At 64.6% G+C, this 20,908-nt stretch carries 20 protein-coding genes; 6 read left to right on the plus strand and 14 right to left on the minus strand.

Going from position 1 to position 20,908, the window contains the following annotated elements:
• Positions 1-257: 257 nt before the first annotated feature.
• Positions 258-1,652 (plus strand): helix-turn-helix domain-containing protein, encoded by a 1,395-nt coding sequence (locus tag P0X85_RS06935; protein WP_275810549.1) that lies wholly within the window; start codon positions 258-260, stop codon positions 1,650-1,652.
• 49 nt (positions 1,653-1,701) lie between these two features.
• Here P0X85_RS06935 and P0X85_RS06940 read toward each other — a convergent pair whose 3' ends face one another.
• From P0X85_RS06940 to betI, 5 genes are all read right to left on the minus strand, one after another.
• The gene (locus P0X85_RS06940; RefSeq protein ID WP_275810552.1) at positions 1,702-1,938 is read right to left on the minus strand and encodes an HP1242/YdcH family protein; all 237 of its coding nucleotides are present in this window, start codon (positions 1,936-1,938) and stop codon (positions 1,702-1,704) included.
• 83 nt (positions 1,939-2,021) lie between these two features.
• Positions 2,022-2,681 (minus strand): thermonuclease family protein, encoded by a 660-nt coding sequence (locus P0X85_RS06945; protein ID WP_275810555.1) that lies wholly within the window; start codon positions 2,679-2,681, stop codon positions 2,022-2,024.
• 54 nt (positions 2,682-2,735) lie between these two features.
• Complete coding sequence (gene betA, locus P0X85_RS06950; RefSeq protein ID WP_275810558.1) at positions 2,736-4,394, minus strand: choline dehydrogenase; 1,659 nt, start codon at positions 4,392-4,394, stop codon at positions 2,736-2,738.
• Between the two features lie 61 nt (positions 4,395-4,455).
• Positions 4,456-5,907, minus strand: coding sequence for a betaine-aldehyde dehydrogenase (betB, locus tag P0X85_RS06955; protein ID WP_275810561.1), 1,452 nt, complete (start codon positions 5,905-5,907; stop codon positions 4,456-4,458).
• Positions 5,904-6,485 (minus strand): transcriptional regulator BetI, encoded by a 582-nt coding sequence (betI, locus tag P0X85_RS06960; protein WP_275810564.1) that lies wholly within the window; start codon positions 6,483-6,485, stop codon positions 5,904-5,906. Before betI ends, betB begins: the two co-directional genes overlap by 4 nt.
• A 109-nt stretch (positions 6,486-6,594) precedes the next feature.
• On the opposite strand from betI, the gene choX reads away from it, so the two are divergent.
• From choX to choV, 3 genes are all read left to right on the plus strand, one after another.
• Positions 6,595-7,524, plus strand: coding sequence for a choline ABC transporter substrate-binding protein (gene choX / locus P0X85_RS06965; RefSeq protein ID WP_275810567.1), 930 nt, complete (start codon positions 6,595-6,597; stop codon positions 7,522-7,524).
• A gap of 178 nt (positions 7,525-7,702) precedes the next feature.
• Positions 7,703-8,572, plus strand: coding sequence for a choline ABC transporter permease subunit (gene choW / locus P0X85_RS06970; protein ID WP_275810570.1), 870 nt, complete (start codon positions 7,703-7,705; stop codon positions 8,570-8,572).
• A complete protein-coding gene (gene choV, locus P0X85_RS06975; RefSeq protein WP_275810573.1) occupies positions 8,569-9,612 on the plus strand; it encodes a choline ABC transporter ATP-binding protein in 1,044 nt (347 codons plus the stop codon). Before choW ends, choV begins: the two co-directional genes overlap by 4 nt.
• 69 nt (positions 9,613-9,681) lie before the next feature.
• On the opposite strand, the gene P0X85_RS06980 is transcribed toward choV, so the two are convergent.
• Both P0X85_RS06980 and P0X85_RS06985 read right to left on the minus strand, forming a co-directional pair.
• Complete coding sequence (locus P0X85_RS06980; RefSeq protein WP_275810576.1) at positions 9,682-10,590, minus strand: DMT family transporter; 909 nt, start codon at positions 10,588-10,590, stop codon at positions 9,682-9,684.
• Between the two features lie 61 nt (positions 10,591-10,651).
• Positions 10,652-11,254, minus strand: a complete 603-nt coding sequence (locus P0X85_RS06985) for a LysE/ArgO family amino acid transporter (protein WP_275810579.1) — start codon at positions 11,252-11,254, stop codon at positions 10,652-10,654.
• A gap of 76 nt (positions 11,255-11,330) precedes the next feature.
• On the opposite strand from P0X85_RS06985, the gene P0X85_RS06990 reads away from it, so the two are divergent.
• A complete protein-coding gene (locus P0X85_RS06990; protein ID WP_275810582.1) occupies positions 11,331-12,488 on the plus strand; it encodes an alpha-D-ribose 1-methylphosphonate 5-triphosphate diphosphatase in 1,158 nt (385 codons plus the stop codon).
• A gap of 97 nt (positions 12,489-12,585) precedes the next feature.
• On the opposite strand, the gene P0X85_RS06995 is transcribed toward P0X85_RS06990, so the two are convergent.
• The 5 genes from P0X85_RS06995 to mgtE all read right to left on the minus strand — a co-directional run bounded on the left by P0X85_RS06995 (position 12,586) and on the right by mgtE (position 18,071).
• A complete protein-coding gene (locus tag P0X85_RS06995; RefSeq protein ID WP_275810585.1) occupies positions 12,586-13,326 on the minus strand; it encodes a YebC/PmpR family DNA-binding transcriptional regulator in 741 nt (246 codons plus the stop codon).
• 65 nt (positions 13,327-13,391) lie between these two features.
• Entirely contained in the window at positions 13,392-15,179 is a 1,788-nt protein-coding gene (locus P0X85_RS07000; protein ID WP_275810588.1) for an SLC13 family permease, read from the minus strand.
• Positions 15,172-16,017 carry a TIGR00282 family metallophosphoesterase gene (locus P0X85_RS07005; protein WP_275810591.1) on the minus strand — a complete coding sequence of 282 codons (846 nt, stop codon included), beginning with the start codon at positions 16,015-16,017 and terminating at the stop codon, positions 15,172-15,174. Before P0X85_RS07005 ends, P0X85_RS07000 begins: the two co-directional genes overlap by 8 nt.
• Before the next feature lie 126 nt (positions 16,018-16,143).
• Positions 16,144-16,689: a 5-formyltetrahydrofolate cyclo-ligase gene (locus tag P0X85_RS07010; protein ID WP_275810596.1), complete on the minus strand. Its 546-nt coding sequence runs from the start codon at positions 16,687-16,689 to the stop codon at positions 16,144-16,146.
• Complete coding sequence (gene mgtE, locus P0X85_RS07015) at positions 16,686-18,071, minus strand: magnesium transporter (protein WP_275810601.1); 1,386 nt, start codon at positions 18,069-18,071, stop codon at positions 16,686-16,688. Before mgtE ends, P0X85_RS07010 begins: the two co-directional genes overlap by 4 nt.
• Positions 18,072-18,211: 140 nt before the next feature.
• On the opposite strand from mgtE, the gene guaD reads away from it, so the two are divergent.
• On the plus strand, positions 18,212-19,495 hold the full coding sequence (guaD, locus tag P0X85_RS07020; RefSeq protein ID WP_275810604.1) for a guanine deaminase: 1,284 nt from the start codon (positions 18,212-18,214) through the stop codon (positions 19,493-19,495).
• 65 nt (positions 19,496-19,560) lie between these two features.
• On the opposite strand, the gene hisN is transcribed toward guaD, so the two are convergent.
• Complete coding sequence (gene hisN, locus P0X85_RS07025; RefSeq protein WP_275810607.1) at positions 19,561-20,385, minus strand: histidinol-phosphatase; 825 nt, start codon at positions 20,383-20,385, stop codon at positions 19,561-19,563.
• A 78-nt stretch (positions 20,386-20,463) separates the two neighbouring features.
• Entirely contained in the window at positions 20,464-20,826 is a 363-nt protein-coding gene (locus P0X85_RS07030; protein ID WP_275810610.1) for a helix-turn-helix domain-containing protein, read from the minus strand.
• Between the last annotated feature and the right edge of the window lie 82 nt (positions 20,827-20,908).

The raw sequence follows: 20,908 nt of genomic DNA on the forward strand, positions 1-20,908 counted from the left end.
AATGCGAATTGCAAATTTGCGAATGCGGTCATCGAAAGGATCGCATCTTCGGCACCCCGCTTAGACAAGGGATGACAAGATTGCACTTTGCTGGCAGGCCTCCGCTAACAAACCGCCAGAGCCCCCGACAATGCGCAGAACGCGCACCGTGACAACACAGCGCAAGCGGAGAATTTGACCTCCCGTTTTTGCAAAGCTAAATAAGGATTTGCAAAAATGACCGCTGCGGCGGTTGAAAGAGCCGAAAAGAGGGGCAGATGGCGACTCAGAAGCTCTACGCAGGGGTCAAACTGCGTGAAACCCGGGCCCGACTCGGCCTGACCCAAAAGGCCTTTGCCGAGCGGCTCGGGGTTTCGCTGCCCTATCTCAACCAGATGGAGAACAACCATCGCCCCGTATCGGCAGCGGTGGTGTTGGCGCTGGCCGGCGAGTTCGGGCTCGATGTGACAGAGTTGTCTGCGGGCGATGCCGAACGGCTTGTCTCCGACATGCGCGAGGCGCTGGCCGATCCTATCTTTGCTGATGCGACGCCGCCGCTGGCCGATCTGCGGCTCGCGGCCTCGAACGCACCGGCTCTGGCCCGGGCCTTTCTCGAAATGCACCGCGCCTATCGTCAGGCCCATGAACGGCTGGCCTCTCTGGATGAGGCGCTCGGGCGCGAGGGCGCGCAGACGGTGGTTTCACCTTGGGAAGAAGTGCGCGATTTCTTTCACTATTGCGACAATTACATTGATGCCGTCGATCGCGCCGCCGAGCACTTTATTTGCCCTAATGGCAAGATGTTGGAGCCTATTCCTCGAGCGATTGAGGCCCTGCGCGCTCGAGGCATTGATGTGCAGTTTTCCAACATTTCCGAGTTGCGCCAGCTTGACAACAAGGTGCTGACGCTTTCCGCACAGGCAGGCCGCCCGACACAGGCGTTTCAGCTCTTGCATCAGGTCGCGCTGATCACCCAGAACGACCTGCTGGATGCAACGCTCGACCTTGCGCGCTTCCAATCCGAGACCGCACGCGAGATCGCCAAGATCGGTCTGGCCAATTATTTCGCCGGCGCCGCGCTTCTGCCCTATCGCGCCTTTCTCGAGGCCGCGCAGGAAACACGCCACGACCTCGAACGACTCGCGGACATCTTCGGTGCTTCGATCGAGCAGGTCGCGCACCGGCTCTCGACCCTGCAACGTCCCGGCGCGAAGGGCATCCCCTTCTTCTTCGTTCGCGTCGACCAGGCCGGCACCATCACCAAGCGCCACTCCGCCACGCGGCTGCAATTTGCCCGTTTCGGCGGCGCCTGCCCGCTCTGGAATGTCCACCAAGCCTTTGAAACCCCAACACGTTTTCTGCGCCAACTGGCCGAAACGCCCGACGGGGTGCGCTATCTCTGTCTTGCCCGTGACGTGTCGAAACCGGGTGGCAGCTTCACGGCGCCCGTGCGCCGCTATGCGATCTGTCTGGGCTGCGAGATCAGCCACGCGCGCGGCTTGATCTATGCCGACGATATGGAACTGAATAATCCCAAGGCCTACCAACCGATCGGGATTTCCTGCCGGATCTGCGAACGCAAGGATTGCCACCAGCGCTCGGTGCCGCCGCTGGAACGCCGTCTGTCCGTCAATCCGGGCCGGCGCGGCCTGTTGCCCTACGAGATCGACTAAAAAACCCCGGGCGCAATGCCCGGGGCCGTATCTTTCGCTCGTCCAGCCCTCAGGCTGCGAGCATGCGTGCGATTTCATCCTTGAGCGCGGCGCGCTTCTTGCGCAGCTCAGTCTCGGCAAGGCTTTCCATCGGCTCCACATTGGTTTCCGCACGGTGGACCTGATCGTTGATCACGTCGTATTCCTCCAGCAGGCGGGCAAAATGCGCGTTCGAGATTTTCAGATCGTGCAGCTTGTCCAGTTGGGTCGGAAATTCTTCCTGCAGTGTGTGCGGGGTATTGGACATTCGGGTCTCCCTTTTCCTGTGATGATTGCATCATACAGGGTTCTGCGACGGGCGACCTTGACCGGCGTCAAATTGCGGCGCAATCAGCGCCCCGCGCGCCGCCATCCTGCCGCCAGCGCCTCGGCTTCCGAGCAGAACCAGCGCTCGCCATGGCGCTCGGAGATACGCGTCGCGGCATAGGCGCGAGATCCGGGCAGGTGATAAAGCCGTCCGTTCTTCGAAATGTTGCCCTTGATGGCACAAGTCGCCGGGGCCGCTTGCGGTGCCGGTGCCTGCGCGGCACGATAATCTGCCGGGCGGATCGCCTCGCCCGACCAGATGCCGCGCCCGGCGGCGCGCGCACGGTTCTCGGCCGCGACATAGTCCATCGAATACTTGCGATACGCAAAAGCAGCGCCCGACTCGACCATCGCGGCGCCAAGATCGCGGCCACCTGCGCTGCATTTTGCCACCAGCCGGTCGTATCGGTCCCGCCCGATCCCCTCGCAGCGCACCGTGCCACGGCTCAACTCTGCCAAGGCCTTGCGCGCCGCTTCGCCACAGGCCCAGGACTTGCCCTTCGCGGACACGCAGCCCTGCCCGCGCTCGGGCGCGTCGATGCCGTGAAGCCGCACACGCTCACCCAGCACGCCGATTTCCAGCGTATCGCCGTCAATGATGCGCGCAGTGCCCGTCAGCACCGGAGCCGCCGCGACAGGGGTGGCCAACACCGCAAGAACGAGGAGTGAACAAATCCTTAACATGCCCCAGATATTGTGGTTTCGAGGCGCGAGATCAAGGCTTTTTGTATGTTAAGCTTACCGCTGCGCGGCCTGCCAATTCACGGACATCCAAGGCTCGACATTGGCCGAGGGTAAGGGATCGCGCCCCAGAACATGGTCCGCCATCTTCTCCCCGACCATGATCGACGGCCCGTTCAGGTTGCCGTTGGTGATGCGCGGGAAGACCGAGCTATCGGCCACCCGCAGCCCGTCAACCCCGATCACACGGCCCTGCGGATCGACCACGGCCATCGGATCGTCCGCCGCGCCCATCCGCGCCGTGCCGCAGGGGTGATAGGCGCTTTCGGCATGCTCGCGCAGGAAGGCGTCGATCTCGGCATCGCTCTGGACCGCCGCCCCCGGCTGAATCTCGTGCTTCACATGGGCCTGCATCGGCTCTTGCGCGAAAATCTCCCGCGTGAGGCGGATCACCTTGCGGAACTCGGTCCAGTCATCGGGGTGGCTCATATAGTTGAAACGGATCTCGGGCGCGGCGGCCGGGTCACCCGAACGCAGCCGCACGGTCCCCCGCGACTTCGAGCGCATCGGCCCCGTATGAACCTGGAACCCATGACCTTCCGCGGCGACCTTGCCGTCATAGCGCACCGCGATCGGCAGGAAGTGATACTGGATGTCGGGGTAGTCCACCCCCTTGTCCGAGCGGATGAATCCACAGGCCTCAAACTGGTTGGATGCCCCCAGCCCCGTCTTGGTAAAGAGCCACTGCGCCCCGATCGACGCCTTGCCGATGAGGTTCCAGTATTTATACAGCGTGATCGGCTGCTTGGCCGCGAATTGCATATAAATTTCAAGGTGATCTTGCAGGTTCGCGCCAACGCCCGACCGGTCCGCCACAACCTCGATGCCATGCTCCGCCAGATGCGCCCCCGGCCCGATCCCCGACAGCATCAGCAGTTTCGGCGTGTTGAGCGAGGACGCCGCGAGGATCACCTCGGCCCGTGCGCGCACCAGTTCCGACTGCCCGCCCCGGCGCACCGAAACCCCACGCGCCCGGCCATCCTCAATCACCACACGCTGCGCAAGTCCCCGCAGGATCGTGACGTTGCCGCCTTTCAGCGCAGGTCGCAGATAGGCATTCGCCGTGGACCAGCGCCGCCCCTTGTAGATCGTGGCCTCCATCGGGCCAAAGCCCTCCTGACGCGCGCCGTTATAGTCGGGCGTGTAGCCATAGCCTGCCGCCTTGCCCGCCTCGATAAAGGCCTGAAAGAGCGGGTTCTTGCGCGGGCCGCGGGTGATGTGCATCGGGCCATCGGTGCCGCGCCACGCAGGGTCCGCGCCATCGCGCCCGCCGTGCCACGTCTCCATGCGCCGGAAATAGGGCAGCACATCGGCATAGGACCAGCCCGCTGCCCCCATATCCGACCAATGGTCGAAATCGCGCGCATGGCCGCGCACATAGACCATACCGTTGATCGAGGACGACCCCCCGATCACCTTCCCCCGTGGCGTCACCAGCCGACGCCCGTTCAATTCCGGTTCGGGCTCGGTCGCATAGCCCCAATCGTAGATCCCCATATTCATCGGGTAGGAGAGTGCCGCCGGCATCTGGATGAACGGCCCGGCATCGGTGCCGCCATGCTCGATCACGATCACCTTGCGGCCAGCTTCCGCCAGCCGATAGGCCATGGCCGATCCGCCCGACCCCGCCCCTACGATCACATAATCCGCTTCCACGACCGCCTCTTCATTCTGCTCTAAATATCCCGGGGGTCCGGGGGCAGCGCCCCCGGCCTCATCAGTAGGGGCTGTCCACGGGGTTGAGCCCCACATAGACCGACTTCACCTGCGTGTAATGCTCGATCGCCGCGCGCGAATTCTCGCGCCCCAGCCCCGAGGCTTTCACCGCGCCAAAGGGCATCTGAACGGGCGTCAGGTTATAGGCGTTGATCCAGCAGGTGCCCGCCTGCAACCGTCCGATCACCCGATGCCCGCGCGCGAGATCGCCCGTGAAGACGCCCGCCGCCAGCCCGAACTGGGTGCCATTTGCGCGTGCGACGACCTCGTCCTCGGTCTCGAAATCGAGCACCGACATGACGGGGCCGAAAATCTCCTCGCGCGCGATGGTCATATCGTCCGTCACATCGGCAAAGACGGTCGGCTGCACGAACAGCGCGCCCTCGTTACCCGATGCGCCCCCGCAGATCAGCCGCGCGCCCTCGCGCTTGGCGGTCTCGATATAGGCCATGACCTTCGCGTGCTGCGCCGCCGAGATCAGCGGGCCGAACTGGCTGTCCTCGGCCAGCGGATCGCCCGCGAGGATCGCACCGGTGCGCTCGGCCAGCCGCTTGAGGAAGGCCGCTTTGATGCCCTTCTGAACAAAGACCCGCGTTCCGTTCGAGCAAATCTGCCCCGAGGAATAGAAGTTCCCCAGCATGGCCGCGCCAACCGCATCCTCGATGCTCGCATCATCGAACACGATCAGGGGCGATTTGCCGCCAAGCTCCATCGTGACATGCTTCATGCCCGCGGCGGCCGCCTGATAGACCTTGGCGCCGGTCGGCACCGACCCCGTCAGGGACACCTTGGCAATGCGCGGATCGGTAGCCAGCGCCGCCCCCACCGGACCATAGCCCTGCACCACGTTGAAAATCCCCGCAGGCAGCCCAGCCTCGACGAAAATCTCGGCCAGTTTCAGTGCCCCCAGCGGCGTCATCTCGGAGGGTTTGAACACCATCGCATTGCCCGTCGAAAGCGCGGGCGCGGCCTTCCAGCAGGCGATCTGGCTGGGGTAGTTCCACGCGCCGATACCGGCGCAAACGCCCAGAGGCTCGCGGATCGTGTAGGCAAAGTCACCGCCCAGCGGAATCGTCTCGCCCGTGAGGGTCGGCGCAAGTCCGGCGAAATACTCCAGCGCATCGGCCCCCGAGGGCCAGTCCGCCACGCGCGTTTCCTGAATCGGCTTGCCGGTGTCGAGCGTCTCGAGCTGCGCAAGCTCCTCCGCCCGCGCGCGAATGATCGCAACGGCGCGTTGGAGGATGCGCGCGCGCTCGACCGGGGCCTGCGCCGCCCACTCGGCCTGCGCCGCTTCCGCCGAGGCGATCGCCGCCTCGATCACGGCGGGCGTTGCCGCATGAAGCCGCGCGATCACCTCGCCCGTGTAGGGATAGGTGACCTCGATCACCTCGCCCGCCTCGTCCTCCAGCCAGTCGCCATTGACGAAATGGCTCGCCTTGGGTTGTGCCTTCATGTGCGGTTCTCCAGTTCGCGGTCGAGATATTCCTGAACGATGCGGCGCGCGTAGTCTCGGTCTGGCGCGCCATCGACGAGCGAGGCGCGGATATAGACCCCGTCGATCAGCGCGCCGAGGCCGCGGGCGACCTCTTCGGCGCGCGGGCCGACCAGCGGGCGCAACTCATGCAGGAGGTTGGATTTCAGACGCCGCTGATAGACCGTCAGCAAACGCCGCGCCTCTGGCGATTTTTGCGCCAAGACGTAGAAGTTCAGCCATGCCGAGATCGCCTCGCGCCGGAACGAGCCCGCCGCGAAGGAGCCCAGCACGATCGCCCGAAGCCGCGCCTCGGGGCCGCTCGCTGCCGCCAAAGCGCCACGCACCTCGGCCCCGTAAATCGTCAGGATCGAGCGCATCGCCGCCAGGAAAATCTGCGACTTGGAGCCGAAGTAATGGTGCGCAAGCGCAGAGGACATGCCAGCGCGGCGCGCGATCTGCGCGACCGTCACCTCAAGCGACCCGGCTTCGCCCACGGTCTCAATCGTCGCTTTCACCAAGGCGGCCCGTCTTATAGGCTCTGCACCGAGCTTCGGCATGGTTTTGTGACCTTTCTGTAAAAAAGTCCTTGCCTTTCGGAGCTACAGGTAAGTTTATTGACTCGTCAATCAACAAAAAGCCTGCGACACAAACAACCGGGAGACCAACATGACCCTTCGTTCCACTCTTTTGGCGAGCGCCGCCCTTGTTTCGCTGGCCGCGGGCGCCCAAGCCGAGGGCTGCGACACAGTGACCTTCTCGGATGTTGGCTGGACCGACATCACCGCGACAACGGCAGTCGCGACCACGATCCTCGACGCGCTCGGCTATGATACCGACATCAAGGTGCTCTCCGTACCGGTGACCTATTCGGCGCTTTCGGGCGGCGATATCGACATTTTCCTCGGCAACTGGATGCCCACGATGGAGGCCGACATTGCCCCCTATCGTGAGGACGGCACGGTAGACACCGTGCGCACCAACCTCGTCGGCGCGAAATACACGCTGGCCGCGAACAAGGCTGCCGCCGATCTGGGCATCAGGGATTTCGCTGACATCGCAGCGCACAAGGACGCGCTCGACGGCAAGATCTTCGGCATCGAGCCGGGCAATGACGGCAACCGCCTGATCATGGACATGATCGCCGCCAACGCGTTTGGCCTCGACGGGTTCGAAGTGGTCGAAAGCTCCGAGCAGGGGATGCTGGCGCAGGTCGAGCGCGCGGACAAGGATGGCGCGCCGGTGGTCTTCCTCGGCTGGGAACCGCACCCGATGAACGCCAATTTCGAGATGACCTACCTCGCCGGTGGCGACGATTTCTTCGGCCCGAATTTCGGCGGTGCCGAGGTCGCAACCAACGTGCGCGCGGGCTATGTCACCGAGTGCCCGAATGTCGGCAAGTTCCTTCAGAACCTCGAATTCTCGCTCGCTCTGGAAAACGAGATCATGGGGGCGATCCTCAACGATGGCGAAGAGCCGGGCGAGGCCGCCAAGACTTGGCTCGCCGCGCATCCCGATGTGATCGCGCCGTGGCTTGACGGGGTGACCACCAAGGAGGGCGGCGATGCGGCTGCGGCCGTGGCAGCCGCGCTGAACTAACCCTGCTTGCCCCCCGTGCGACGATTTCGTGCGGGGGGCTGATCCAGAAGGGGCACCGATCCCGCCGCCGCGCCGTGCATGACGCCCCTGTCCGGAACGCAGTGACAGAGGGGCGATATTTCCGGGCTCCGGCACTCTGCACTCTGCGCGAACAACCAATCCAGGGACAGCTTACGCAATGGCACGTCGCCGCTTCGATCTCGATCTACTCACCGACTGGATCACCGATAACAAGATTCCCGTCGGCAAAGCCGCGAAAGCGGTCTTCGACTGGTTCAAAACGCATGCGAGCGGCTTCTTCGACGCGCTTTCCGATATGCTCGAAGGGCTGATCGACGCCATTCTCTGGGTGTTGCAAACCCCGCATCCCTTGCTGGTCATCGGCGCCTTCTCGACGCTGACCTACACGTTGCAACGCAGTAAAAAGACGGCTGTCATGGTGATGCTGGGCTTCGCCTTCATCCTCAACCAAGGCTATTGGGAGGAAACCACCGAGAGCCTCACGCTGGTGCTTTCGGCCTGCGTGGTCTGTATGGCGGTCGGTGTGCCGATCGGCATCGCGGCCGCGCACAGACCGCGCCTCTACCGGGTGATGCAGCCGATCCTCGACCTGATGCAGACACTCCCGACCTTTGTCTATCTTATCCCGGCCATCGTGTTTTTCGGGATCGGCATGGTGCCCGGCCTGATCGCCACGGTGATCTTCGTGCTGCCCGCGCCGATCCGCCTCACCCATCTGGGCGTCAACTCGACGCCGCAAGCGCTGCTCGAAGCCGCCAAGGCCTTTGGCGCGACGCCGCGTCAGGTGCTCTGGAAGGTCGAACTGCCCTATGCCACGCCGCAGATCATGGCCGGGCTGAACCAGACGATCATGCTGTCGCTGTCGATGGTGGTGATCGCGGCGCTTGTCGGCGCCGATGGGCTGGGCGTTCCGGTGGTGCGCGCGCTGAACTCGGTCAATACGGCGCTCGGCTTTGAATCGGGCTTCATCATCGTCGTCGTCGCGATCATCCTCGACCGGATGCTGCGCATGGAGGGCCGGAAATGACCGCGACCACCGATCCCAAGGAGACTGCCGGCATCGCGGTCAAATTCGACAATGTCTCCATCGTCTTCGGTGCCGACCCCAAAGCCGCCCTGCCGCTGATGGATCAGGGCCGCTCGCGCGAACAGATCCAAACGGAAACCGGGCAGGTTCTGGGGGTGCATGATTGCTCGCTCGATGTCGCCGAGGGCGAGATCCTCGTGCTCATGGGCCTGTCGGGGTCCGGCAAATCAACGCTGCTGCGGGCCGTCAACGGGCTGAACCCGGTCTGTCGCGGTGCAGTCCATGTCTGCGACGGAAACGGTTTGGTCGATGTCACCCATGCCGACCCGGCCACGCTGCGCCGTATCCGGCTGCACCGCGTCGCCATGGTGTTCCAGCAATTCGGCCTGCTGCCCTGGCGCACGGTGCGCGAGAATGTGGGCCTCGGCCTTGAACTCGGCGGGCTGCCCAAGGCCGAACGCCGCGCCCGCGTCGATCAGCAACTCGCGCTGGTGGGGCTTTCGGATTGGGCGGAACGTAAGGTCGGAGAGCTCTCGGGCGGCATGCAGCAGCGTGTGGGGCTGGCGCGCGCCTTTGCCACCGAGGCCCCGATCCTGCTCATGGACGAGCCCTTCTCGGCCCTCGATCCGCTGATCCGCGCCAAGCTTCAGGATGAGCTTCTGGAACTCCAGCAAACCCTGAAACGCACGATCATCTTTGTCAGCCACGACCTCGATGAGGCGTTCAAGCTTGGCAATCGCATCGCGTTGATGGAGGGCGGGCGCATCGTTCAGCTTGGCACCGCGCGCGAGATCATCGCCAATCCCGCCGACGATTACGTCGCGGATTTCGTGGCCCATATGAACCCGCTGGGCGTTCTCACCGCCGAGGACCTCGCCGAACCTGGCGCGGCTGATGGAGCGGCGGTGCCGCCGGAGACGCCGGTCCGAGATGTCATGGAGCGGCTGCGTCACGCCCCGGCGGTGGCGCTGACAGATGGGCGCCGGATCACCCGCGAAGGCGTCATTGCCAAGCTGATAGACCCGCAAAGTCCGGGCTGATCGCGCCTTCATCAAACCGGAAATACGCCCGCCGGAGGTTTCGTCCCGATCACCTGCGCCGCGCGCGGATCAGACCCGCGTTGTCCCCGCCACGGGCGTTGCAGCGCGGCGCTTGAGCTGCGCCTCGCGCCAGCTCATGTAGCTGATCGCGGCAATAATCATCGCCCCGCCCAGAATGACGAACGGGTCCACCCGCTCACCAAACAGCACCCAACCCGCCGCGCTGGCCCAGACCAGTTGCGTGAAGACCACCGGCTGCGTGACCGTCACCGGCGCGCATTGGAAGGCCCGCGTCATAAAGTAATGCGCCGCCGTCGCAAAGGCTGCCGTCGCGCCCAGCCACAGCGTCTCGGACAGCGTCATCGGCTCCCAGACCGCGATCGCAAACGGCGCGAGGCAGAGCGTTACCGCCACCGTCATCGCCGCCACCACGACCGACGCCGGCACCTGACCCGACAGCCGCTTGGCCACCAGATAGGCAGCCCCGAAGAAGAATGCCGCGCCCAATTGCGCGATATGGCCCGGCAGGACCTCGCGCAGGCCGGGGCGCAGGATCACCAGTGCGCCGATCAGCGCAACGAGGATCGCGACACCGCGCCGCCACGCAAATCCTTCGCCCAAGAGCAGCGCACCGCCCAGCGTCACCACGATCGGGTTGAGATAGCCGATCGCCGTCACATCCGCGATCGGCGTGCGCGCCATCGCAAAGAACCACAACCCGACCGCAACCGCCTGCAACGCCCCGCGCAGCCCGAACAGCGCCCAGACCCGCCCCGGATAGCGGGTTTGCGCCAGATGCCAGAGCGCGGGCAGCACGAACAGCACACCCCATAGAAACCGCACGAACGAACTCTGCGCCGCCGGAAGGCTGGTGCCCAGATAATGCACGATCACGTTCACCGCCGTGAAGCACAGCGTCGTGCCGAGCATCCAGGCGATGCCAAGAAGGGGCCGATCTGGGGGGGGAACGTCAGACATGGCCTCAGTTAGCCGTCAAATCCGTGCGACGTTCAAGCGCGTGATTGTATCCCGCACAGGCTCAGAACGCACCAAAGGCAAGCCGGGCCGCAATCGAGGCCATAATCACCGCGATGATCCCATCGAGAATCTGCCACGCCACGGGGCGCGCGAACAGCGGCGCAAGCAGCCGTGCGCCATAGGCCAGAGAAAAGAAGAACACGAAGGAGGCCGTCATCGCGCCCCCCCCGAATTCCATTGCTGACCCAGGATATTGCGCGGCCACCGCCCCCAAAAGGACCACCGTATCGAGCCAGACATGCGGGTTCGCCCACGTCAGCGCCGCCACCGTCAGCAACACGGCACCCAGCGTCTCGGCCTTGCCCTCGCCAGCGAGCAACACCTCGCCGCCCCGCCACGCCGAACGCGCGGCACGCAGCGCATACCAGCTCAGGAAGGCGACGCCGCCCCAGCGCAAGACCGGCTCCAGCCAAGGCATTGCCTCCGTCGCCGCCGAAAAGCCCGACACCCCCAACGCGATCAACAGCGCATCCGAGAGCGCGCAAAACAGCGCGACCGCAAAGACATGCTCGCGCCGAAGCCCTTGGCGCAGCACAAACGCATTCTGCGCCCCAATCGCCACAATCAGCCCGAGCCCCAGCTTGAATCCGGTCCAGAATATCATCCGCCACTCCCCTCGCGCCCTCGCATCCGCAGCGCGGATCGGGCAGAAGATGGTGATGCAGGAAAGGCGGACCCCGATGCAAGACGAAACTCCGGCCAATCTCCGACTTCATGGCGCTGCGGTGCTTGGCTCCGATGGGCTGGAGCCACGCGATCTCGGGCTTGCGGGGGGGCGCATCCATGCAGCGGCGGATGGGCGGATGATCGATCTGCGCGGGTTCTGGGTGCTGCCCGGCCTCGTCGATCTGCACGGCGATGGGTTCGAGCGCCACCTCGCACCGCGCCGCGGTATGGTGCGCGACCTGACCGCAAGCCTGCCCCAGGTCGAAATGGAACTTGCCAGCTGTGGCATCACCACCGCCTGGCTCGCGCAGTTCTGGTCGTGGGAGGGCGGGATGCGCGCGCCCGAATTCGCAACGCGGCTTGCCCATGCGCTCCAAGACACAAGCGCGGAGCGGCGCATCGACCTGCGGATGCAACTGCGCCTTGAGACCCACATGACCGGTGACGCCCCCGCCATTGAAGCTCTGATCCTGGAAACCGGCATCGACTACCTCGTCTTCAACGACCACCTGCCCCATGACCGGCTCGAGACCGGGCGCACACCGCCACGCCTCGCCGGGTCTGCGCTCAAGGCCGGGCGCGCACCCGAGGCGCATCACGCGCTGATGCAGGCGCTGCACGAACAGGCGCCAGAGGTGCCCGCTTTCCTCGCACGCCTCGCTACGACGCTTTCCCGGCTCGGCCTGCATCTCGGTTCACATGACGACCCCGATGCCCAAACTCGCGCAAGCTTCGCGCAGCTTGGTGCGACGATCTCTGAATTCCCAACCTCGAAGGACGCCGCTCGTGCGGCCCACGCGTCAGGCCAACCCGTGATCATGGGCGCACCGAACGTGCTGCGTGGCGGCAGCCACAACCGCGGCGGCATCGCGGCCGAAGACCTGATCGCCGAGGGCCTCGTCGATGCGCTCGCCTCTGATTACCACTACCCCGCCATGATCGGCGCGGCCCTTGCCTTGGTGGAGCGCGGCACGCTCCCCCTGTCAGCGGCATGGGCGCTGATCTCCGCCGGTCCCGCCGCGATCATGGGCCTCAAAGACCGGGGGAGCCTCACCGAAGGCAAGCGGGCAGATGTTATAATCTTTGATCCCGCAACCAAACAGGTCATCGGTTGCTTCGCCCAAGGCCGCCCGGTCTGGATCGCTGGCCCTCTCGCAGACCGGCTCATGTAAAAGGGGCCCCGAAAGGCCCCCTCCAATCGCATCAAATATCCCGGGGGTGAATGGCGCAAGGCGCCAGAGGGGGCAGCGCCCCCTGCACCCTCCCCGATCAGAGCTGCGCTGCGACCTCGTCCGGCACGTCGAAATTGTGGGTGACGGTCTGCACATCGTCATCCTCTTCGAGCATGTCGATCAGCTTCATCAGCTTCTGCGCGGTCTCAAGGTCGACCTCGGTGCGCGCATGCGGGCGCCAGACCAGCTTCGACTCGGTCGATTCCCCAAGCTCTTTCTCCAGCGCGTCGGACACCTCGGCGAGGTCCTCCATCGCGCAATAGACGAAATGGCCCTCGTCATCGGACTCGACATCTTCTGCGCCCGCTTCGAGCGCCGCCATCATCACCGTGTCGGCATCCGCCGCCCCGGCCGCATAGGAAATCTCGCCCAGACGGTCGAAGCCGTGGCTCACCGAACCGGTCTGGCCAAGGTTGCCGCCGCATTTGGTAAAGTAGCTGCGCACGTTCGACGCGGTGCGGTTGAGGTTGTCGGTCAGCGCCTCGACGATCACCGCGATACCGTTCGGACCGTAGCCTTCGTAGCGGATCTCGGTGTAATCATCGCCCTCGCCCGCCTGCGATTTCTTGATCGCGCGGTCGATCACGTCCTTGGGCATGGATTGCGACTTGGCCGCTTTCACCGCCAGACGCAGACGCGGGTTCTTCTCGGGGTCGGGATCGCCCATCTTTGCTGCGACCGTGATCTCTTTCGAGAGCTTCGAGAACAGTTTCGAGCGCGCTGCATCCTGCCGTCCCTTGCGGTGCTGGATGTTGGCCCATTTTGAATGGCCTGCCATGAGGGTCTCCGTCGGATTTCCAAGAATTTGCGCCTCTATATGCCAGCGGCGGGGGGCGGGGCAAGTCAGCCCGTGTGCAAAGGCCAGATCATCGGGATCACGAAGGAGGCGGTCAGCGCCAGAAGCAGGTTCATCGGCACGCCAACGCGCAGATAGTCACTGAATTTGTAGCCGCCCGGACCGTAGACCAGCGTGTTGGTCTGGTAGCCGATGGGCGTCGCGAACGCCGCCGAAGCCGAGAACATCACGGCCACGACAAGCGGGCGCGGATCGACGCCGATCTGGCGGGCGAGCTCGATGGCGATGGGCGTCATGATCACCGCAATCGCATTGTTGGTGACCAACTCCGTCATCACCGAGCCGATCAGATAGACCGCCAGGACGATGAAATAAGGCGGTAGCTCGCTCAGATGCGGCGCGATGGGCGAGACGATGAGCGACACGGCCCCCGACATATCGAGCGCCATACCAACCACCAGCATGGCGAAGATCAGCGCGAGCAACCGGCCCTCGACGAAGGAAAACGCTTCGTCCGGGTCGACCGCGCGCGCCAGAAGGATCACAGCGACCGCCAACGTCGCCAAAAGCAGGATCGGGGCCATGTCGAAAGCGGCAAGGATCACGACAGCCGCCAGCGCACCGACCACGACCGGCGCCTTGGCGCGGCGGAAAGCCCGCGCGGTCGGCTTCGAGACATCGACGAGGTCCATATCCGACGCCAGACGGGCGATATCCTCGGGCGCCCCTTCGACAAGCAGCGTATCGCCCACCACCACGACCAGATCGTCGAGTTGGCGTCCGATATTCTGGTTCCGGCGATGCGCCGCCAGCACATAGACACCGTAGCGACGGCGCAGGCGCAACTCACCGAGCGAGCGCCCGATCATCCGGCAACCGGGCGAGATCAGCACCTCGACGGTCTCGGTCTGCACCGAGCTGAGCTTGTCCACCATCCGCAGATCGGGGTTCGACTGCATGCCCAGAAGCTCGGACATCTCGGTGCGCAGGACCACGCGGTCCCCGGCTTCAAGCACCGCATTGGCCAGATCGCGCCGCAAGCTGGCATCGCCGCGCAGCACGTCGATCACCCGCACGCCCTCGCGGCGGAAGAGATCGACCTCCAGCACGCGCGTGCCGATCAGGCCGGAATCCTCGGGCAAGGCGACCTCGGTAAAGAACTTGAGCTTGCGCTTGTCGCCCAGAAGCGCGCCCATCGAGCTGCGCGACGGCAGAAGCTTGCGCCCGATCAGCGCCATGAACAGCCCGCCGACTGCGACCTGGACGAGACCGAAGCCCGTGATCTCGAACATGCTGAAGGCCTCTAGCCCCTGCTGACGCGCGACCCCATCGACCAGCAGGTTGGTCGAGGTCCCGATGAGCGTCAGTGTCCCCCCGAGGATCGCCGCATAGCTCAGCGGGATAAGCAGTTTCGAAGGCGCAATCCCCAGACGCCGCGCAACGGTCATCATCACCGGGATCATCATCACCACGACCGGCGTGTTGTTCAGGAATGCCGAGGAGGCGGCCACCAGCGCGAAAATCCCGATCACCACCACCACGGGCCGGTGATCGAGATGCGCCTCGGCATGGCGCGTCACCCAATCGAGCGCGCCTGTGCGCACCATGCCGCCCATGATCAGGAACATCATCACGATGGTCCAGGGGGCCGCATTCGACAGCACGGTCGTCGCATCCTTGTAGGGAACGATCCCGAGGAACAGCAGCAGTGCGGCCCCGCCAATCGCGACCACTTCCGTCGCAAAGACCTCGCGGGCAAACAGCACGAGCATGACCAGAACGGTCGTGATCGTGATCAGCGCCTGGGCCTGCATCGACAATCCCAGATCAAGCATTCCCGTGCTCCTTGCCCAACGCCAGATGTGGGCCACTCGTCTGAAGCCGACCGCCGATGCGAACGTGGTGGGCCAGCTTCGCCAAGCCGCTGCGATCGTCGGTCTCGATATAGAACCCCGACAGGGTTGCCTCGCCGGCGGCGGGCGTAAAGCGGTCGCGCGCCATGCCGGTGATGAAACGCCGCATCGGCTCGGCTTTCTCCATGCCGATGACCGAATTGTAATCACCGCACATGCCCGCGTCCGTCAGATAGGCGGTGCCCTTTTCGAGGATCTGCGCGTCGCCCGTCGGCACATGGGTATGGGTGCCAACCACCATCGAGGCACGCCCGTCGCACCAATGGCCCATCGCCATTTTCTCGCTCGTCGCCTCGCAATGGACATCAACGAGAACCGCCTGCGCCAGCCCCCCCAGCGGGTGGGCACGCAAAACCTGATCCATTGCCGAGAACGGGTCGTCGAAGGCGCGCTTCATGAACACCTGCCCAAGCACCTGCGTCACGAGCACCTTGCGCCCACGCCGATCCTCGAACAGGCGCGCGCCGCGACCGGGCGCGTCCTTGGCGTAGTTCAGCGGGCGGATGATGCGCGGCTCGGAATCCGCAAAACGCAGCATGTCTTTCTGGTCGAACGCGTGATCGCCCAGAGTGACCACATCGGCCCCCGCATCGAGCAGGAGCTTCGCATGATCGCCGGTCAGGCCCATACCGTTCGAGGCGTTCTCGCCGTTCACCACGACGAAATCGAGCCCCCATTCGGTGCGAAGCTTTGGCAAGCGCTCGGCCACTGCCGCACGCCCTGCCCGCCCCATCACATCGCCGAGGAACAATATCTTCATGAGGCTGACTTAGCCGGGGCGTGCGGATGCACGCAAGCAGAAAGCAGGGGCAATGCCCCTTGGCCTGCGGCCTCACCCCGGAGTATCTCGGGTTTGATGAAAGCTGCGGCGAACGCGAAAGCCTGCTCAGACTTGCAAGATGCCATGATCCGTCACGATCAGGTCGAGCGGCTGGTCCGTGGGTTCGAGCAGCAGGTCGTGCCGCTCTTGCGCGGCATAGGCAAAGCCGATCGCGGTCACCGGGCCGCGGGCGCGGAGTGCCTCGAGCGTGCGGTCGTAGAAGCCACCGCCATAGCCCAGCCGGTAGCCCCGCCGGTCGAACGCCAGAAGCGGCACGATCAGGACCTCCGGGGTGAGCGGAGTTTCGTCGGCGGGGATTGGCGCGCCGAAGGCACCGGGAATCATCGCGCAGCCCGCGCTCCAGCGCCGAAAGGCGAGCGGCTGGCCTGCCGCCTCGACAACCGGCACGCAGAGCGGCCCGTCATGCACAGCCATCGCCGGGTGCGGGTCGATCTCGGTGCGGATCGGCATGTAACCCGACAGGACCTTGCCCGAGAAATGCCCGATCATCGTGGCCAGATAATCCTGTGCCCGCTCATCGCGCCCGTCACGCGCCGCATGGGCCAATTTGCGAATGCCAAAGGCTTGCTTGCGCTGATCGTCCTTGGTCATAGCAATACCGCTCCCGCAAGACCGAGGAAGGCAAAGAAGCCCACCACATCGGTCACCGTCGTCACAAAGGTCCCCGAGGCAAGCGCGGGGTCGGCACCCAGTTTCTCAAGCCCAAGCGGCACCACGATCCCAGCCACCGCCGCCACAAAGAGATTGACCACCATGGCGACGCCGATCACGAGGCCGAGCACCGCCGTGTCGAACCAGACCCAAGCGACACATCCCATAATCACGGCAAACGCCGCCCCATTCACAAGACCCACCAGCGCTTCGCGTCGCACCACCCGCCAGACGTTGCTTTCGGTAAGGTTCTTGGTGGCAAGCGCGCGCACCGCAACCGTCAGCGTCTGCGTCCCCGCGTTGCCGCCCATCGAGGCGACGATCGGCATAAGAACCGCGAGCGCCACAAGACGCTCGATCGTGCCTTCGAAGAGCGCAATGACGCCCGAGGCAAGGATCGCCGTCAGCAGGTTCACGAAGAGCCACGGCAGGCGCTGGCGCACGGTCTCAACCACGGTATCCGAGATCGCCGATTCCTCACCCACACCGGCCAGACGCAGGATGTCTTCCTCGTGCTCTTCGTCGAGCACGGACATGGCGTCGTCGATGGTGATCACGCCAACCAGCCGCTCGTCCTCGTCCACGACAGGGGCCGAGATCAGGTGATACTGGTTGAAGGCATAGGCCACGTCGGCCTCTTCCTGATAGACCGAGATCGTGCGGAAGCTCTCCTCCGCGATATCGCGCATCGGGGTCGTACGCGGCGCGGACAAGAGCCGGCCGAGCGTCACATAGGCGACCGGGTGATGGCCCGGATCGACCAGAATGATGTGGTAGAACTGATCGGGCAGCCAGTCGGCCTTGCGGATATAGTCGATCGCCTCGCCTACGGTCCAATGCTCGGGCGCGGTCACGACCTCGCGCTGCATCAGACGACCCGCCGAATATTCCGGATAGGTCAGCGACTTCTCGACCGCCGCCCGGTCCGCCTCTTCGAGCGCTTCGAGAATGGCTTCCTGCTGCGGCTCTTCGAGATCCTCGATCAGGTCGACCACGTCATCCGAATCGAGTTCACGCACGGCCTCGGTCAGAACGTCCCGTGGCAGCGCCTGAATGACCTCTTCGCGGATCGCGTCGTCGATCTCGGTGAGGATCTCACCGTCGATCTCGCGGCCCCAAAGACGGATGATCTCGCGGCGCTCTGCCCCGCTGACCTGCTCGAGAAGGTCGGCGATATCGGCTGCGTGCAAAGGCTCCATCAGGCGCGACAGCTCTGCCGCGTCCTGTGCCTCTACCGCCTCAAGGATCGCGTCAACGACATCGGCGTCGAGACGGTAATCCTCTTCCTCGCGTTCGACCTCTTCCGCGCGCAGCTCCGCCATCGCCACCCCTTCCTGTTGCGGGCGCAGCTTAACCGGGCGCGGCGGGGAAAAACAGGCCCGAGGGGCAAATTTCCGCGGCCAAACGGCAGCAATTTACCTTTGCGATCACGCGCCTTAGCATGGCGCTTTCGGAGGGCAGCATGCACGATCTTCTACTGGGCCAGACCCTGAGTTTTTCCGGCGATCCGATGCGCGAGGGGCCGCAGGCCGCGCGCCATCAACGCAAGGGGGGCGTGGTCATTGCCGAAGGCCGGATCGTGGCGCTCGGATCGGCAGACGAGATGCGCGCCGCCTACCCGCAGGCGCGTCTGCACGATTACGGCGAGCGGCTGATCTCGCCCGGTTTCATCGACGCACATGTGCATTTTCCGCAAACGGCGATCATCGCAAGCTGGGGCAAGCGGCTGATCGACTGGCTCAACCACTACACCTTCCCCGAGGAATCGCGGTTCGGGGAGGCGGATTACGCCACCAAGATCGCGGCGCGCTATGTCGATCTGGCCCTGAGCCATGGCACCACCGCGATGTGCAGCTATTGCACCATCCACCCCGAAAGCGTGGACGCCTTCTTCACCGAGGCGCAGGCACGCGGAATGCGGGCGTTCGGCGGCAAGACCTGCATGGACCGCAACGCGCCCGACACGCTGCGCGACACGGCGCAGACCGCCTATGACCAGAGCAAGGCACTGCTTGAACGCTGGCACGGGGTCGACCGGCTGTCCTATGTCATCACGCCGCGCTTCACCCCGACCTCGAGCCCGGAGCAGCTCTCGGCCCTTGGGGCGCTCTGGGGCGAGCATCCGGATTGCCTGATGCAAACGCATCTGAGCGAGCAGGTCGATGAAATCGCGTGGGTCCGCGAGTTATACCCACAGGCGCGCGACTATCTGGACACGTACGAAATGCACGGGCTTCTGGGCGCGCGCGGGGTTTACGGCCATGCGATCCACCTTGAACAGCGCGAGCGGGATCGGCTCTGCGAACTGGGGGCGGGGATCGCGCATTGCCCGACCTCGAACACCTTCATCGGTTCGGGCCTCTTCGACATGGAGGGACTGTCGCTTGGCGGGGCGCGGGTCGGGCTTGCGACGGATACCGGGGGCGGCTCGAGCTTTTCGATGCTGCGCACCATGGCGGCGGCTTACGAGATCGCGCAACTGCGCCACAACCCGCTCCACCCGGCCCAACTGTGGTGGCTGGCCACGCAAGGCGCGGCGCGTGCGCTCCATGCCGAGCACCAGATCGGCAATCTCGCACCGGGCCTTGAGGCCGATCTCGCGGTGATTGACCTGCACTCGACGCCAGCCATCGCGCAACGCGCGGCGCAGGCCGAGGAATTCTGGGAGGCTCTGTTCCCGACGATCATGATGGGCGATGACCGCGCCATCGCGGGCATGTGGATCGGCGGGCGGAAATTACGCTGATCCCCCCTCATTCTGCCCCCAATATCCCGGGGTGAATTTTCCGCAGGAAAAGAGGGGCAGCGCCCCTACCCGGCGAGCACCGCCAGCGCCGCGGCATGGATCTCGGGATTGGCGGCGGCGAGAACGCGGCCTCCCAGATGCGCCGGACCACCCTGCCAATCGGTGACGACGCCGCCCGCAGCCTCGATCACTGCAATCGGCGCCTGCACGTCATAGGGTTGCAATCCCGCTTCGACCACGAGGTCAATCTGACCCGCCGCGACCAACGCATAGGCGTAGCAATCCATCCCGTAACGCGTCAGCCGCACCTCGCGCGCGAGCCGGGCAAAGGCCGCGCCTTCTTCGGGGGTGCCCACCTCGGGGAAGGTCGAAAACAGGATCGCGTCGCTCAGCGCCGCGGTCGTACGGCTGCGCAGATCGCGCGGCCCCAGCGGCCCGTCGCACCGCGCGAGCCCCAGACCGCCCACGAAACGCTCTCCGATATAGGGTTGGTCGATGACACCGAAGATCGGCGCTGCGGGTCTCCCCTCTGCGCCCTGCTCCGCCAGACCGATCAAGACCCCCCAAGTCGGCGTGCCAGACATGTAACCGCGCGTGCCGTCGATCGGGTCGAGCACCCATGTCAGACCGCTGGTTCCGGTGATGACCCCGTATTCCTCTCCATAGATCCCATCGTCGGGACGCCGACGCGCGAGAATGTCGCGCATCACGCGCTCGGCTGCGCGGTCGGCCTCGGTTACCGGATCGAATCCCCCGTCGATCTTGTTATCCGCACCGATCCCGTCGGTCGGGCGGAAATGACGCAAGGTCTCGGCGCGCGCGGCCTGTGCGAGATCATGGGCGACCGCAATCAGTTGGGCCTGTTCATCGGGGGTAAAAGTCTTGCGCATCTCGGCTCTCCAAATGACAAGGGGAGCGGTAACCGCCCCCCGTCAGCGGGTCAAGCCGCCCGCCTTCTGCCGCTGCGCTCAGGCCGCGTCGGACAGCACCTTGGCCAATTCGAACAACCGGCGGCGCTGTGCTTCCGGGATCGCGTAGTAGGAGCGCAGCAGAGCCAGCGCCTCCTTATCGGAGAGCAGATCGCCCGACACTTCGGATTGCGACGCATTCTCACCCCCGAGCCCCTCGAAGAAGAAGGAAACAGGCACATCCACCGCATCGGCAATATCCCACAGACGCGAAGCCGAGACGCGGTTCATGCCGGTCTCATATTTCTGAATCTGCTGGAACTTGATCCCGACGTGATCGGCGAGTTGTTGCTGGGTCATACCGATCATCCAGCGGCGGTGACGGATCCGCTTGCCCACATGCACATCGACAGGGTGTTTCATGAATACTACCTCAAAAATTGTCACGGCCCAGCTTAGCAGCCCGTCCAAGCGCAAATCCCGACCAATCGTAGAAACCTGTCCA

This window comes from Pseudothioclava nitratireducens (genome assembly GCF_029210495.1).
Classification (GTDB): domain Bacteria; phylum Pseudomonadota; class Alphaproteobacteria; order Rhodobacterales; family Rhodobacteraceae; genus Pseudothioclava; species Pseudothioclava nitratireducens.